Source organism: Shewanella sp., from assembly GCF_051658185.1.
Taxonomy (GTDB): Bacteria; Pseudomonadota; Gammaproteobacteria; order Enterobacterales; family Shewanellaceae; genus Shewanella.
Map to the genome: position 1 here is coordinate 1 of NZ_JBOFMC010000100.1, position 14,506 is coordinate 14,506.

The window sequence follows — 14,506 nt, forward strand, 5'->3', positions numbered from 1 at the left end:
TGACTCCATCCCGAACTCAGAAGTGAAACGCAATTGCGCCGATGGTAGTGTGGGGTCTCCCCATGTGAGAGTAGGGCATCGCCAAGCGCCTAATACCAATGAAGCCCTAGTTAACGCTAGGGCTTTTTTGCATCTGCGCATGACTCCATTTTGCATCTGCACGCTACTCTCTGTTGTATCTGTTTTTACTCCTTTTGACATCAGAGCTCCTCTTGGCTTTTATCATCCATTTCGTCTGTAGAACTGTAGATCTGTAGGCTTGCTAGATATGCGCCTAGATTGTTGATATGTATGGAATTGTGAGTGTTTGCTGAGTATCATTTTTGCCAAAAAAAGAGCAGCTCTTATGGCTGCTCTTGTCTGTCAATTGGCCGAATGGTGTTGGCTATTTCGTTTCTTTTAACCACTGTGCGGCACGTTTAGCGAAGTAGGTTAGGATGCCATCCGCGCCCGCGCGCTTAAAGCATAATAATGACTCCATCACGATGGCCTTTTCTGCCAGCCAGCCGTTTTGGATCGCGGCCATGTGCATGGCGTATTCGCCACTGACTTGGTAAGCAAAGGTGGGCACGGCGAGCTCTGTTTTGACGCGATGTACTATATCTAAATAGGGCATGCCTGGCTTGACCATTACCATATCGGCGCCTTCTTGGATGTCGAGGGCAACTTCGTGTAGTGCTTCATCACTGTTGGCGGGATCCATTTGGTAACTGTGTTTATTTCCGCCTTTAAGATTGCCAGCAGAGCCTACCGCATCGCGAAATGGGCCATAGTAGCTTGAAGAGTACTTGGCAGAGTAGGCCATGATTTGGGTATTCACATGGCCGGCGGCCTCTAAGGCTTGGCGGATGGCGCCAATGCGTCCATCCATCATATCGGAGGGTGCGACGATATCGGCACCAGCTTCGGCATGGGATAGGGCTTGTTTGACTAAGATTTCGGTGGTGATGTCGTTAAGAATGTAGCCAGTTTCATCGATAATGCCATCTTGGCCATGGGTGGTGAAGGGATCGAGGGCGACATCAGTCATGATACCCAGCTGTGGGAAGGCTTTTTTCAGTTCACGCACGGCACGTTGTACTAGGGCGTTGGCATTGTAAGCCTCTTCTGCCATTAAGGTTTTTTTCTCAGCAGGCGTGACTGGGAACAGGGCAATCACTGGGATCCCTAACTCAACCAGTTCTTCTGCTTCTTTGAGCAGCAAATCAATGGAATAGCGCTCAATGCCCGGCATAGAAGCGATTTGTTCGGTGCGATTAGTGCCTTCCAGTATGAACATTGGATAGATTAAGTCGTTGACTGTTAAATGATTTTCAGCCATCAAGCGTCTGCTAAAATCATGTTTACGCATGCGGCGCATTCTACGCTGTGGAAAGGCACTGGTAATTATGTTCACATTTGACTCCTAATTAGATTCTGCTGTTATAGGGCATATAATTTGACTTGATTACGGCCATTGTTTTTGGCCTGATAGAGCGCTTTATCAGCTTGTTCGAGTAATTCGCTGCTGTGCTGCTCATTGTTAATTATCGCGGCGCTGACTCCGATACTGACGGTTAAAGGAATGGGTTTGCCCTCCCATTCAAGACCGTTAGCTAACACTGCATTTCGAATGCTTTGCGCGACTTGAAGTGCACCTTCTGCCGGGGTGTTCGGCAGGATAATAGCAAACTCTTCTCCACCAAAACGTGATACTAGATCGGTTGGTCGTTTTAAATGTTGTTGTAATGTATGGGCAATCTTGATTAATGCCTGATCACCAGCCAGATGGCCAAACTGGTCGTTAATGGATTTAAATCGATCAATATCCAGCATTAATAAGGCGAGCGGTGTTTCTTGGCGGCGACTGATGCGGCTTTCTGCAAGCAGGCGCTTGTCGAAGGCGCTCCGGTTTTTAACCCCTGTAAGGCTATCGATAGTGCTTTGTTCGGTCAGCTTTTGGTTGACTTCGTTTAATTCTCTTAGGGTAATTTCGAGCTCTAGGGTACGTTCTTGTACCATTCTTTCTAATTTTTCATTAGCTTGCGCTTCAAGCCGCAGGGTTTCTTCGCGGGCGCTCTGGATTTTTTGTGCTTGCGCTAAAGCCTCTTGCTGGATCCTCAGTTTCGTTTTGCGCTCGTCGTTGTAGCGGATGGCCAGGACCAGTGACATTAGGATGATTTCAAAGGTTAAGCCTAACATGATCGGGGTTTGAGGCTTGATCGTTAACTCGATTATATTTAGGTATAACAGGCTGCTGGTGCACGCTCCTAGCAACATTGTTCCCCAGCCAAGGGAGTAGAGCCGCGCCAGTCTATGGCCTTTGATGGCTTGAATCATGGCTAGTACCATCAGAATTACACTGAGGATCACCACTGAGATGATCTCGATATAAAGCACTGTGCTGTAACGGACAAATGGCGTTAATAAACCAATAACGAGAATGTAAACAGCCCCATAGCGGCACAGGAGTAGAATTGGGCGGCTATAGTGTTTTAGTTGGAGGATTTTCTCGCTAAACATCAGCGCAAAAACCATGACAATGGGCAATAGAATGGGCACCATGATCTGCTGCAAGATTGGCCAGTTTGGCCAAATATAGCGAAATGCATAGCCGTTTAGCGTTGCGACCAGCAAAGTGATGCTGATGACGTATCCCGAATAATAGCGATAGCTGAATGAGCCAGATGCGCCTGCAATAAATAAACTCACCAAACCAATTGCCGCTAATACCCCTAGCTGAAATCCAGACACAACGGCATTAGAATCGGTTATCTGCACTAAATCATTGGCAGACCAGAGATTTAGTGCGAACGTTGCACTGCCTTCTGTTTCGATGTGTAGATAGAAAGTATGTTGTTCTTGTGCATTGATTTTAAATGGATAGAGAAAAATATTATTGAGAAATGGCCTCTTTGAAAAGGCGAGACTGTCTCCCATATAGACAGTGTTGACTAATTGCTGCTCCATTACATGGTAGAGGGTGATCTTGTCTAGCAAGGGGTTATCTATCGCTAAAATGCGCGCAAGGCTGCCGTCACTATCGCTGCTTGTTACAGTAAACCTGATCCAAAAATTATGGGCGTTGAGGTGGCGAGTATCCTTGTTGGTAAATGAGTGCCACTGTTGTGGGCTTAATTGTTGAATATCTTTAAATTGGTGGTTCTGAGCTGGGTGAGTGGCAAATAGCCAAGGCGTAAGGTTGACGGGGGTGGCGCTATCTTCGCCAATGCTGAGGTTGGTCGCGACAGCATGATTAGAGGCGAAGAGTAAAGTAAACCATAGTATGCATAAACACTGAAAAATACTTATGCCTCTAGCCATGGTTAGGGCTCAAATTAAAAAATGCCAAACTATTGAGGTAGCAGCAGTTGGCAAACTCCTCTGCATCCTCATTGCGTAAATTAGCAATATATTGGGCAATGTAGGGCAGGTATTGCGGCTTATTTTTGCTGGATTTAGGCTTGGGCCGCATGCTTCTTGGGAGCAAATAAGGGCTGTCGGTTTCTATGAGTAACCGCTGCTTTGGAATAAAAGGCACAATCTGCGCCAATTCTTGGCCCCGCCTTTCATCGCAAACCCAGCCAGTGATACCTAAATGAAGATCAAGCTCTATGTAGGCGTGCATCTGCGCTAATGAGCCCGTAAAACAATGCAGCAGTGCGCCACAGAGGTGTGGCCGATATTCCCGCAGTATTGCGATAAAATCTTCATGGGCATCACGCTCGTGCATTAGCACCGGTTTTTGCAGTTGCGCGGCTAATTCAAGTTGAGCGGCAAAGGCGGTGCGTTGGGCGCTGCGCGGTGAAAAGTCACGGTTATAGTCTAGGCCGCATTCACCCACGGCCACGACTTGTGGTGCCGCGCAGAGTTTGGCTTGTTGCGGCAGCGACGCGCTGTTCCAGTCACTGGCATGGTGCGGGTGGACGCCTGCGGTACAATATAATTGTGTCGGATAGTGCTGACACAGCTCAATGGCGGCAGCACTTTCGGCTAAATCACTGCCAATCACAATCAATGGCGACACTCCCTGCTCGGCCGCAGCTTGGACGATTTGGGGGATATCAGATTCGAGTGCGCTGCCCAGTAAATTGACAGCGATATCTATATAAGAGGGCATTATTTTAGGCGCTTGACCCGGACCTTGGCGTTGCGTTGCTCTGTTCCCATTAAAAAGGAGCCTAAGGCCGCTTTTTGGATATAGACTCGCTCCCCTTGTTTGAGGGGATAGTTGCGCCCCTCGGTTTGCTTCCACACTTGGCCATTGGTAAAGGTTATTTTGAGGGCGCCGTAGGTATCTTTATGGATTGAACTCACCTCAAGATGAATGGTATCAAGAGTTGAGCCTTCGGGGCGCTTGGCTTCCATCCCAAAGCGGTCTTCGGCTTGAGTTGGGTTTGCCTGTTGAGTGTCGGCTTGCGTGCGAGAGCTTAGTTGAGCTTGAGGGGGCTGAACGTGTGCTTGAGCCATTTGCGCTGGCTCAGGGATTGCGGCTGATTGAGCATGTTTAAGCGTTGCGGCCTGTTGGAGGCTTGCCTGGAGTTGATCGTAGCAGCCGAGCCGCGCTGATGAGTCCGTGAGGTTAGCGCACTGGCGCAGTTGCTGCTCGAGACTCGCGTTGGCCTGAGCTGAAGTGAGCAGGGTGACCGCAACCAAAAGAGTTAAGCGCATGCAAATAGTCCTTATTATTATATTCCTCTGACGCCAGCAGCCTCTATTTGCGACAGATTGTGCGCTGTTGAGCGGCTTGCTGACGGCAGTTAATCTTCTACCTTACTGGGTTGGCTCTTCTTCGTCAGTATCATCATCGGGTTTGCTGTAAAAGCTTGCGGCAAATAACCCGGCCTCAAATAGTAGTAGCATTGGCACTGCGAGCATCGTTTGCGAGATCACATCGGGTGGCGTTAACAGCATGCCAACCACAAAGGCACCGACAATAATGTAAGGGCGTTGCTTTTTGAGATCCGCAGGAGTGGTGACCCCAGCCCAGCAGAGCAGGACGACGGCGATTGGGATTTCAAAGGACAAACCGAAAGCAAAGAAGAGCTTTAGGATGAAATTAAGGTAACTGCTGATATCGGTCGCAACTTGTACGCCTTCGGGCGCGGTGTTGGCAAAAAAGCCGAATACGACGGGGAATACCACGTAATAGGCAAAGGCAATGCCTAAGTAAAACAGTATGGTACTGCTAAACAATAGCGGCATGACTAAGCGTTTTTCGTGTTTATATAAGCCAGGGGCCACGAACGACCAGATCTGGTATAACACATAGGGTACAGCAATGAAAAACGACAATACCAAGGTTAATTTAAAGGGAGCAAAGAAAGGCGCGGCAACATCCGTCGCAATCATGCTGCCACCAGTAGGTAGCGACTGCATTAATGGAATTGCCATGTAATGGTAAATATCATTTGCCCAATAAACGCTGCAAATAAATACAATTAACACACTGGCAATCGATTTAAGCAGCTTGGACCTAAGTTCAAGCAAATGGCTGATAAGTGGCTGCTGTTGCGACATGAATTATCCGTTGGCTTTCGAGTTGGAGCGATTATCCGCGCCCTGAGAGGGTTCGCTATTTGCCGGAGACGCCGGCGCAGACGGACTGGCTTCTACTGCGGCCGTCGGACGAGTCTGGCTGGATTGAACTGGACTGTGGATTTGATTTTCCTGAGCAGGAGTTCCTTGTGGTGCGGGATCTGGCACTTGATAAGGGCGATTGACTGATTGCGCCGCCTTTTTCAATTGCTCAATAGACTCTTGCAATTCAGGGGATAAGTTAGACAAGCCTTGGCCTTCTGCTTTTTTGAGATCGGCATGCAATTGCTCGATCTTCAGCTCTTGCTCAAGCTCTTCTTTGACCGAGTTGGCCATGCGTTTCATCGCGCGGATCCAACCTGAAATCGAACGCACCGCCACCGGTAAACGTTCGGGGCCAAGTACCACTAGCCCCAAAACACCGATCAGCAGCAGCTCCATAAAGCCGATACCGTCAAACATATGAGTTACGCCTGTTCTTTGTTAGACTCTGGTTTTTTTTCCGTCGCCTGTTGGGTTGTTTGTGCGGTCTGTGCAGTTTGCACGGGTTTAGCCGCGTCAGCGTCTTCTAATGCCTTTTTATCTTCTTCAGAAGACATGGCATTTTTGAAGCCTTTGACCGCGCCACCTAAATCACCACCTAAAGAACGTAACTTCTTGGTACCAAACAATAAAACAACGATTAACGCAATGATAAGAAGTTGCCAAATACTAATGCCACCCATGGAGGTATCCTCTTAATTGATATTGGTTCTATTATGAACCTCTGATTAATTAGTGCTAGCTAAAATTTACGATTCTTTGGTCTAGATCGCCATCCGATAAACCACAACAGCGCGCCTGAAATCAGGCACACGTATGGGGTCCACAGTGTAGCGTCTTGGTTAAACAATAATGTGCCGCAGATCAATAAAATAGCAGAAGTGATGAGCAAGTAATTACTCTTATGCGCCTGCTGCTGGTATTTAAGATAGCGGTCTAGCATCTGTTGCTGAGAGCTCAGCAATTTCCTGCCTAATTTAAGGTTGTCGTAAATCAGTTCAGGGAATTCTGGAAGCTTATCAGACCAATATGGCAATTTTGTGGCGGCCTTTTTGAGCATGGCCTTAGGCCCAACCTGCTCGGCCATCCACTGTTCTAAAAAGGGTTTTGCGGTCTGCCAAAGATCGAGCTGAGGATATAGCTGTCGCCCTAAACCTTCAATATAAAGTAACGTTTTTTCTAATAAAACTAACTGTGGTTGCACCACAATATCGAAGTGACGAGCGGTACGGAACAGTTCTAATAGCACATGACCAAAGGAGATTTCATCCAGGGGTTTGTTGAACATCGGTTCACACACCAGCTTCACCGCTTGCTCAAAGGCTTGTAGGTCGGTTTTTTCCGAGACCCAACCCGATTCAATGTACAACTGGGCAATACGGTGATAATCACGATTAAAGAAGGCTAAAAAGTTTTCCGCTAAATAGCGTTTATCGATGTCGCTTAAACTGCCCATGATGCCGCAATCTAAGCCGATGTAGTAAGGGTTTTCAGGGTGCTCCTCGGAGATAAAAATATTCCCGGGGTGCATATCGGCATGAAAAAAATTATCGCGAAACACTTGGGTAAAAAATAATTCGACCCCGCGCTCTGCTAACAGTTTAAAGTTAGTGCCTTGGGCCTTTAGGGCGGCAATGTCAGAGACGGGAATGCCGTAAATGCGCTCCATCACCATGAGGCGTGGATAGCATAATTCTTCATACACATAGGGCACGTATAGCGCGTCGGAATCTAAAAAGTTATTGCGCAGTTTAACGGTATTTAAGGCTTCAAGTTTGAGATTGAGCTCGCCAAGAATGGTCACGCGATAATCTTCAATCACTTCGGCGGGGCGTAGGCGATTACCTTCCCCGAGCAGATAGTCAATGAGATTCGCCGTTTGTGTCATCAACTGGAGATCGGCCTGGATCTGGGCTTCGACATTGGGGCGCAGCACTTTTAATACCACGGCTTTGCCGTTTGTTTTGAGGGTGGCCGTGTGGACTTGGGAAATTGACGCCGAGGCTAAGGGCGTGTCATCAAAATCGTCAAACAGAGATTCAATGGGAGCGTTAAGCTCCGCTTCTATCGCCAGGCGCGCCAACGCACTGTCAAAGGGCGGGACCTTATCCTGCAGCATGGCCAGTTCATGAGCCCATTCATCACTGAGTAAATCTCGTCGGGTCGAGAGCATTTGCCCAAGTTTGATATAAATCGGACCAAGCTCTTGCATCGCCAGTTTTAAACGCTGACCTGCGGGTTTTTGTGGGTGTTGATTGCGGATCCAAAATAGGCAGTTACGGGCAAGTTTAAAGTACCAAGGTGTCATCTTTGGCGGTAACACTTCATCTAACCCATATTGCAGTAGGGTTTTGATGATTTGGTAACCGCGGCGGATACTGGCAAATGTCATGGCTTAATTTGCTCTCTTAATTTGGCTATCCGTTGTTCGAGGGTGTGAGTGTCGCTGACTAAATCATCCAGTTGATCGCAAAAATGAATGAGTTCAAGTCGATGGGGCGCTAGGCGGTATTCTTCCATCGCAAGTTGACCGAGATGGGAGCGGGTTTTTCGCAACACATCAAGGGCAAAGCCTTTTGCCTGACGGCCTGTGCTGATGAGTTTGTGCGTCGGGCCATCGCCTATATAACGTGAAATCGGCTCGGCAATATCAAACTCTATACTGCGAAGATACTGGCTAAAGCTTTGTAATAAATTCAAATCGCCATCAAGCTTGAGCTTATCTTGCTTAATTAATTCGGTCAGGTTGGCGCCTTCGGACACGCGATACAGTGTGGTCGCATCCGCATGTAGGCTGACATCCACAGCGCCCTCGTAACGGCTGAGCACTTGGATTTCTCTGGCAAAGATTAAGTAAATCGGCCAGCTGAGTTGAGAAAGCTGGATACAAAATACCTTGCCATGCAAGGGGCGCAGCTGGGAATGGGTATCCCTGGCCTGAGCCTGAAGTTGCTTCAGGCCCGTTTCTATTGCTGCGCAAGTCAGTAGCACGAGTTCCTGCGGCAACATTAGAACTTATAACCACGGTGCAAGGCTACGATTCCGTCGGTCATGTTGGTGTAGTCGACTTGCTCAAAGCCGGCATCAACCATCATTTGCTTTAAGGTGTCTTGATCGGGGTGCATGCGAATGGATTCGGCTAGATACTCGTAGCTATCAGCATCTTTGGTGATGAGTTCGCCCATTTTTGGCAGCACTTTGAAGCTATATAAATCATAGACTTTACGCATAAGCTCATGCTGTGGCTTAGAAAACTCTAACACCAGCAATTTGCCGCCGGGCTTAAGGACGCGATTCATCGAGCGCAGCGCAGCATCTTTATCGGTCACATTACGCAGGCCAAAGGCGATGGTAATAATGTCAAAATGATTATCGGGAAACGGCAGTGCCTCGGCGTTAGCTTGAACGTAGCTGACATTGTTGACTATGCCTTTGTCGCGCAGTTTAGTGCGGCCGACTTTTAACATAGAATCGTTAATGTCGGCGAGGACGACTTCACCTTTATCGCCCACCAGGTGCGAGAATTTGGCGGTTAAGTCACCGGTGCCGCCGGCTAAATCGAGCACTTTCATGCCTGGGCGCGCGCCTGATACTTCAATGGTATAGCGCTTCCAGAAACGGTGAATGCCGAAGGACATGACGTCATTCATAATGTCATACTTTGCGGCCACGGAATGAAACACGCCAGCAACGAGTTCGGCTTTTTTATCGGCCTCTACGGTTTTGTAACCAAAGTGGGTACGTTTAGATTCACCCTCAGACATCAATGTGTTCCTATTGTTTTGCAATGTATGGGTTGCGAGTGTAAGCCATTGGCTGCATTTGCTGAATCTTTGATCTATCACTCTGTGATCGAGTTAGTAAACTCAGCGTTCAGCGCTTAGATAACCTCTTGGTTGAGTGGCCATGCCGCCACCCAGCAGGCATTAAGCCCTCAGCATAGCGCCGCAGTTGCTGCGCCAACCCGCTAAAATGGACTGGCATTAGACCACAATATCCCGGTTTGGTGAATAGCTTAGTACTGAGTTGTTAAGCTTGAGTTGACAGGCTTAGCCAAAAATTGCAAACGTGCCTGCACATAGGCGTAAATCAGTTCGCTTAAGCTTTGGCCAACGTCCTTAAATCCCGCCTCTAGGCCGGCCTCGTGGCAACTTGGCGCCGCTTCGGCTAAGTGTAAATAAGCGCAGGGACAATGGCGGGCGATATAGCTGACATAGTGGGCGGCATCGAGCAATGGCACGCCAGCAGTGGTTGCGGCGCTGCTGGGCATCTTGGTGATAGCATCGACATCTAACTCTAAAGCGACGGGCAGTTTGGTCGCATTGAGTTTGGTGGCTATCTCCTCTAAGGCTTGGCTCAGGCTGATTTCTCGGCGTACCCAGATTTGTTGTAGGCTATGCCAAGTGCCACCAAAGGCGCTGAGTTGAGCTAAATTGGCCTCACTATTTTTGAGTTCATGCAACCCCAGCACATGGTAAAACCCTAAGGCGGCATTAGCGGCGGCATAGCTAAAACCATTGCCGCTGTGGCGACCTTCGAGGAGACGAAAATCCGAATGGGGATCCAGATTGACTGCCGCCACAGGGCGCTGATAGTGGGCGGCACTGGCCGTTAATAAACCAAAGGCATTATTATGGCCACCACCGATAAGAATGGGCTCTAATCCTGCGGCCAAGATCGCGCTGACCATAGTGATGACGCGGGTATCTAACTGGGCTACCGCTTCGCGCAACTGCTCTAGCGAGGGCGTCTCGCCACCGGTGGAGATGGGGAGTAGGTCGGCGGTGTGGATTTCCCCTAGCACTAAACATTCGGTGCCGCACAGAAAACGATTCGATTGCAGATTGAGCCATTGACTCATCGCTGCGCGAAAGGCATTGGTGGCGCCCGCCCGCCCTAAATTGGCCCGCGGGCCGATATCCTCACCCACGCCGATAATGGCAAATTGCGCACCATGGGCTTTAGCGGTGGCGAGGGTGGTTTCCAATGAATGCTCAGGGTGGGCCAAATGCACGCATTGGCCGAGTTTGGTTTCGCCAGCTCTGGGGCTGACGAGGGCCGCCATCTCGGCGTGGGTAAAAGGCATATATTCAGGCATGGGGGTGGTCATCATTCGCGAGAGTTAGCCTATTGTGGCGCAGCCTAAGACGATGATCCACAAGTTTTCTTTGCTTAAAAACGCCATAAAAAAAGCCAGCGAAGCTGGCTTGATGGTCACCTAAGTGCAGATCACTCAATATCGAGGGGTTCTGGTGATAGGATAATACCGGTATTGTCGGCGTAGATATGATCGCCAGGTAAAAAGGTCACGCCGCCAAAGTTGACAGGGATTTCGACCTCACCGACGGAGTTACCATCAGCACCGACCGGAATCGAGGCTAACGCCTGAATACCGATATCTAATTCTTCTAAAGCATCGACGTCGCGCACCGAGCCATAAACGATAATACCTTCCCAATTGTTGCTGACCGCCAGTTCTGCAATCGCAGCATCGATGAGCGCGCGGCGCAATGAGCCACCACCATCAACGAGTAAGACTTTGCCTTGGCCGTCCTCTTGTAGTACTTCGGTGATGAGGCCGTTGTCTTCAAAGCACTTAATCGTACTGATTGAACCGCCAAAAGAGCTACAACCACCGTAGTTACTGAACATGGGCTCGACTACATCAACGACATCTAAGTACATGTCACATAGTTCTGAGGTGTTGTATTCCATAGTTACACTCCTATTGATCCGCGTTGCGTACAGTTTAGCGAGTTTACGCCAGTATAAAAGGGATCTGTGAAAAGAAAAGTGTTATCAATCACGGTATTGTTGTGGTTGAGGCCGTAATGGGCCGTAGTTAATTTTTCGTTAAAGGTCAAGTTTTGTGCCGTTGCGTTGCGCTAGGGGCGATAACTGGGGCGATGGTCAGCGCCGCTGCACGGCAGTGTGGGGCCAGTTTATCAGGCGCGGTGGTCGTAAAACTGTCGTCATAACCCCCTTAGCATAAAGCCTTTGTCATAAAACGTTAGGCAAGCTGTCACCGTGGCGTCATCGTCGCTTTTTAGGCTCCGATGGACCTTGGTTGTGTTATGGCGATAAATCGTAGGCATTAAACCCGAGGCATTACATCACTTACAGCTTCAAAACAAAAAGTATGTTGGACCATGGCAGTTTGTGGTGACAGTGCTCCACGCCAAGATAGCGTACTAGCAGATAAAGGGCTCTTCATGCGAATTCTCTATGGCGTTCAAGCTTCAGGTCACAGTCATATCCGCCGCGCACGCCTTATGGCCAAGGCGCTTAGCCGGCAAGACCTTCATGTCGACTTTTTCTTGTCAAGGGGGGCGCCTGAGTATTGGGTGGATATGGCCGCCTTTGGGGACGACCACCTGTGTGCTAACCCATCGTTAAGTCCCCTATTTGGGGGCGGGGCAAACTCAAGTGGGACGACTTTGTTAAATGGGGCAACTTTGTTAAATGGGACAACTGTGGTGCGTGGCGGTATGTTGGGGCGGTTGCGGGATATTCATGCCTTAGAGTTAAGTGGCTATGATCTGGTGCTCAACGATTTTGAGCCTATTTCGGCGTGGGCAGCCAAGCGCCAAGGTGTTCCTTCTATTGGTATTAGTCATCAGGCGGCCTGGATGCATCCCGTGCCCAAACAGGGGGGGCATTGGTGGAATGAATTGCGGCTCCATTATTTTGCCCCTGTCGATATCGCGCTCGGCTGTCATTGGCATCATTTTGGCTGCGCCTTGTTGCCACCGCTGGTGGACGTCGCAGCCTGTTCCTGTGAATATCCTCACCAAATCTTAGTGTATTTACCCTCAGAGGATGCCGATGAAATCGCACGATTTCTTACCGCCTTCAAGGATTATCAGTTTTTAGTGTACCACCCCGTACAGCCTGTGCGCCCGATTGCCGCGCACATAAACTGGCACAGCTTGAACCATGACGGGTTTAAACAGCACTTAGCCTGCTGCGGCGGGGTGATTAGCCATGGCGGGTTTGAGTTGGCGAGCGAAGCGCTGACCTTAGGAAAAAAATTATTAGTCAAACCCGTGCGAGGGCAGTTTGAGCAGCAGTCGAATGCCGCCGCACTCGCGCTGATGGCCGCCGCCGAGAGTATGGCCCATCTTGATGAGGCGGTGTTAAAGCGCTGGTTGAGGGCGGCCGCGCCGCGGCCGATTGCGTATCCGAGCGTGGCAACGGCCTTGGCTGATTGGATACAGGCTGGCGATTGGCAGCGCAGTCAGCTGTTGTGTGCACAGTTGTGGCAGCAGGTGAGCTTGCCAGAGAGCTGGCGCTGAGCCAGTGATGCTGGCAGCGAGGAAAACCTTGTTGGGCACTAGCTGGGGGGCTGGCCTTCGCGTATAATTTGGCCACTTTTGCTGTCAGTGGCTGTTGCTCTAGGTGGTTTGCACTAAGTGACTGTCAGCCCTCTCTGTTGGCCGCACTTGGCCATGAATAATGTCGTAACCCATGAGCCTCAAGACGTTTACCCAGTACAAATTACTGTTTGTGATATTGTTATCCCTTGGTGTTTTACTTCCTTTTATTCCCGATCAGGCTTATCACCAGCCGGATGAACACTCGGCCAGCCAACCCTTTCATGTGATTGAGTTTAATGATCAAGGCCAGCCCCATGATGTGCGGCAATGGCAAGCGCTCGAGGCGCGCATTCTGCAGGCGGCATCGACCCAAGCCGCTGAATTATTGATTTTTGTTCATGGCTGGCACCATAGTGCCCATCCTCAGGATGAAAACTTTATCGCCTTTGAGCAGTTTTACCAGCAAATGGCGGCCTCCGATCCTCAACGTAACTTGTTAGGGCTATATATCGGTTGGCGTGGCGATAAGTACGATCCCTTCTGGCTCGATGGCTCGGATGATGCGACAAGTTGGATTGAGCCAATTGATTTCCCAACTATTTTACAGCGCAAACGCGTCGCCAAACGCATAGGGCAGGAAGGGTTATCTCAGTTGTTAGACCAACTCGATACCTTAGTCTCCACGCAAAAACTCCTGCGTTATACCGTGATTGGCCATAGCTTAGGCGGTGCCGTGGTGCTGCATGCCAGCAAGGATCGGATCAAAACGGCGATTGAGCAAGGGCAGGATAATCCCAATTTATTCTTGTTGCTCAACCCCGCGGTTCCGGCCACTGAGTATCAGCCATTGGATACCTTGGTGAGCTTAGATAGACAAAAACCCAGCATGGTGGTGTTGCAGTCCAAGGGGGATTTTGCGGTAAAAGAAGCCTTTAATTACATTAAAGAGGGGGAGCGGGCCGTGGGTAATTCTTGGGCGATTACCCATGATATCGATAAGTGTTCTGGCGGCAATTGTGACACCCCTATCAAAGTGTCCTCGGCGCTCATGAATCATGACCAAATTCCCGGTTGCATGATGACGTTGCCCCAATCTGGCTGGAAAATCCGCGCCCGTTTGCAGGCGCGTCGCACCGTACAGACTTGCCCCGATGCCAATATGCAGGCGGTGTGGGTCTTAGCCGTGTCCGATGAAATTGTCTCCGGTCACAACGGGATCCTGACGGCTGACCATGCTAAGGCGTTGTCCGAGGTGATGGGGATGATTGACTTATATCGTAATGAGTTGCCTAAACATGCGGTCGAGAGCTCTGGGGTTGACTCGTCTTCCTTCGAGAGTCAGGCGGCTGACAGCTCGGTGACAGACGGTGCAGGGGCAGGCAGCGGGGTAACAGACAGTGCGGCGGCTCGCGCTGCTGCGGATAGCTCGATTGTCGATGGCGCGGTTGCTGATGGCTCAGTAGTTGAAAGCTCAGTAGCGGAAAGCTCAGTAGCAGAAAGCGGAGTCGCAAAAAGTGCGGCAGCCGAGGGCGTGGTAATCAATCCGGGGGCTCAAATAGACGGCGCGCCAAGCGAGTCTCCACAGGCCACCGCAGTGCTTGATGCCGCAGGTGCGAGTCAACCACCTAAAC

14 protein-coding genes and 1 rRNA gene are annotated in these 14,506 nt (G+C 49.8%); 3 read left to right on the top strand and 12 right to left on the bottom strand.

All coding sequences use genetic code 11. The annotated features are described in order from the left end of the window. Positions 1-87, top strand: a 5S ribosomal RNA gene (rrf, locus tag ACRCZA_RS04210); the annotation flags it as partial. 298 nt (positions 88-385) lie between these two features. Here rrf and hemB read toward each other — a convergent pair. The 12 genes from hemB to rraA form a co-directional block, all read right to left on the bottom strand. Continuing rightward, complete coding sequence (gene hemB, locus ACRCZA_RS04215; RefSeq protein WP_438673223.1) at positions 386-1,396, bottom strand: porphobilinogen synthase; 1,011 nt, start codon at positions 1,394-1,396, stop codon at positions 386-388. A 26-nt stretch (positions 1,397-1,422) separates the two neighbouring features. After that, positions 1,423-3,303, bottom strand: a complete 1,881-nt coding sequence (locus ACRCZA_RS04220) for a sensor domain-containing diguanylate cyclase (RefSeq protein ID WP_438673224.1) — start codon at positions 3,301-3,303, stop codon at positions 1,423-1,425. Continuing rightward, positions 3,296-4,099, bottom strand: coding sequence for a TatD family hydrolase (locus ACRCZA_RS04225; protein WP_438673225.1), 804 nt, complete (start codon positions 4,097-4,099; stop codon positions 3,296-3,298). Before ACRCZA_RS04225 ends, ACRCZA_RS04220 begins: the two co-directional genes overlap by 8 nt. After that, positions 4,099-4,650, bottom strand: a complete 552-nt coding sequence (locus ACRCZA_RS04230) for a hypothetical protein (protein WP_438673226.1) — start codon at positions 4,648-4,650, stop codon at positions 4,099-4,101. Before ACRCZA_RS04230 ends, ACRCZA_RS04225 begins: the two co-directional genes overlap by 1 nt. 102 nt (positions 4,651-4,752) lie before the next feature. After that, positions 4,753-5,499 (bottom strand): twin-arginine translocase subunit TatC, encoded by a 747-nt coding sequence (tatC, locus tag ACRCZA_RS04235; RefSeq protein ID WP_438673227.1) that lies wholly within the window; start codon positions 5,497-5,499, stop codon positions 4,753-4,755. A gap of 3 nt (positions 5,500-5,502) precedes the next feature. Beyond that, positions 5,503-5,979 carry a Sec-independent protein translocase protein TatB gene (tatB, locus tag ACRCZA_RS04240; RefSeq protein ID WP_438673228.1) on the bottom strand — a complete coding sequence of 159 codons (477 nt, stop codon included), beginning with the start codon at positions 5,977-5,979 and terminating at the stop codon, positions 5,503-5,505. 5 nt (positions 5,980-5,984) lie between these two features. Then, entirely contained in the window at positions 5,985-6,242 is a 258-nt protein-coding gene (gene tatA, locus ACRCZA_RS04245; protein WP_438673229.1) for a Sec-independent protein translocase subunit TatA, read from the bottom strand. Positions 6,243-6,301: 59 nt separating this feature from the next. Then, on the bottom strand, positions 6,302-7,951 hold the full coding sequence (gene ubiB, locus ACRCZA_RS04250; RefSeq protein ID WP_438673230.1) for a ubiquinone biosynthesis regulatory protein kinase UbiB: 1,650 nt from the start codon (positions 7,949-7,951) through the stop codon (positions 6,302-6,304). Further along, positions 7,948-8,568 carry a ubiquinone biosynthesis accessory factor UbiJ gene (locus ACRCZA_RS04255; RefSeq protein WP_438673231.1) on the bottom strand — a complete coding sequence of 207 codons (621 nt, stop codon included), beginning with the start codon at positions 8,566-8,568 and terminating at the stop codon, positions 7,948-7,950. Before ACRCZA_RS04255 ends, ubiB begins: the two co-directional genes overlap by 4 nt. Continuing rightward, a complete protein-coding gene (gene ubiE / locus ACRCZA_RS04260) occupies positions 8,568-9,323 on the bottom strand; it encodes a bifunctional demethylmenaquinone methyltransferase/2-methoxy-6-polyprenyl-1,4-benzoquinol methylase UbiE (RefSeq protein WP_438673232.1) in 756 nt (251 codons plus the stop codon). Before ubiE ends, ACRCZA_RS04255 begins: the two co-directional genes overlap by 1 nt. A 251-nt stretch (positions 9,324-9,574) precedes the next feature. Next, on the bottom strand, positions 9,575-10,657 hold the full coding sequence (locus ACRCZA_RS04265) for a formimidoylglutamase (protein WP_438673236.1): 1,083 nt from the start codon (positions 10,655-10,657) through the stop codon (positions 9,575-9,577). A gap of 131 nt (positions 10,658-10,788) precedes the next feature. Continuing rightward, positions 10,789-11,274, bottom strand: coding sequence for a ribonuclease E activity regulator RraA (gene rraA / locus ACRCZA_RS04270; protein WP_438673233.1), 486 nt, complete (start codon positions 11,272-11,274; stop codon positions 10,789-10,791). 497 nt (positions 11,275-11,771) lie between these two features. On the opposite strand from rraA, the gene ACRCZA_RS04275 reads away from it, so the two are divergent. Beyond that, entirely contained in the window at positions 11,772-12,854 is a 1,083-nt protein-coding gene (locus ACRCZA_RS04275; protein ID WP_438673234.1) for a glycosyltransferase family protein, read from the top strand. A 172-nt stretch (positions 12,855-13,026) separates the two neighbouring features. Next, positions 13,027-14,506: hypothetical protein (locus tag ACRCZA_RS04280; RefSeq protein ID WP_438673235.1), on the top strand; the 1,480-nt coding region annotated here is incomplete at its 3' end.

Bases quoted from the DNA above. Each gene is read 5' to 3' on its own strand.
- ACRCZA_RS04220 (WP_438673224.1), bottom strand. From the start codon at position 3,303: ATGGCTAGAGGCATAAGTATTTTTCAGTGTTTATGCATACTATGGTTT.
- ACRCZA_RS04225 (WP_438673225.1), bottom strand. From the start codon at position 4,099: ATGCCCTCTTATATAGATATCGCTGTCAATTTACTGGGCAGCGCACTC.
- ACRCZA_RS04230 (WP_438673226.1), bottom strand. From the start codon at position 4,650: ATGCGCTTAACTCTTTTGGTTGCGGTCACCCTGCTCACTTCAGCTCAG.
- tatC (WP_438673227.1), bottom strand. From the start codon at position 5,499: ATGTCGCAACAGCAGCCACTTATCAGCCATTTGCTTGAACTTAGGTCC.
- tatB (WP_438673228.1), bottom strand. From the start codon at position 5,979: ATGTTTGACGGTATCGGCTTTATGGAGCTGCTGCTGATCGGTGTTTTG.
- tatA (WP_438673229.1), bottom strand. From the start codon at position 6,242: ATGGGTGGCATTAGTATTTGGCAACTTCTTATCATTGCGTTAATCGTT.
- ubiB (WP_438673230.1), bottom strand. From the start codon at position 7,951: ATGACATTTGCCAGTATCCGCCGCGGTTACCAAATCATCAAAACCCTA.
- ACRCZA_RS04255 (WP_438673231.1), bottom strand. From the start codon at position 8,568: ATGTTGCCGCAGGAACTCGTGCTACTGACTTGCGCAGCAATAGAAACG.
- ubiE (WP_438673232.1), bottom strand. From the start codon at position 9,323: ATGTCTGAGGGTGAATCTAAACGTACCCACTTTGGTTACAAAACCGTA.
- ACRCZA_RS04265 (WP_438673236.1), bottom strand. From the start codon at position 10,657: ATGCCTGAATATATGCCTTTTACCCACGCCGAGATGGCGGCCCTCGTC.
- rraA (WP_438673233.1), bottom strand. From the start codon at position 11,274: ATGGAATACAACACCTCAGAACTATGTGACATGTACTTAGATGTCGTT.
- ACRCZA_RS04275 (WP_438673234.1), top strand. From the start codon at position 11,772: ATGCGAATTCTCTATGGCGTTCAAGCTTCAGGTCACAGTCATATCCGC.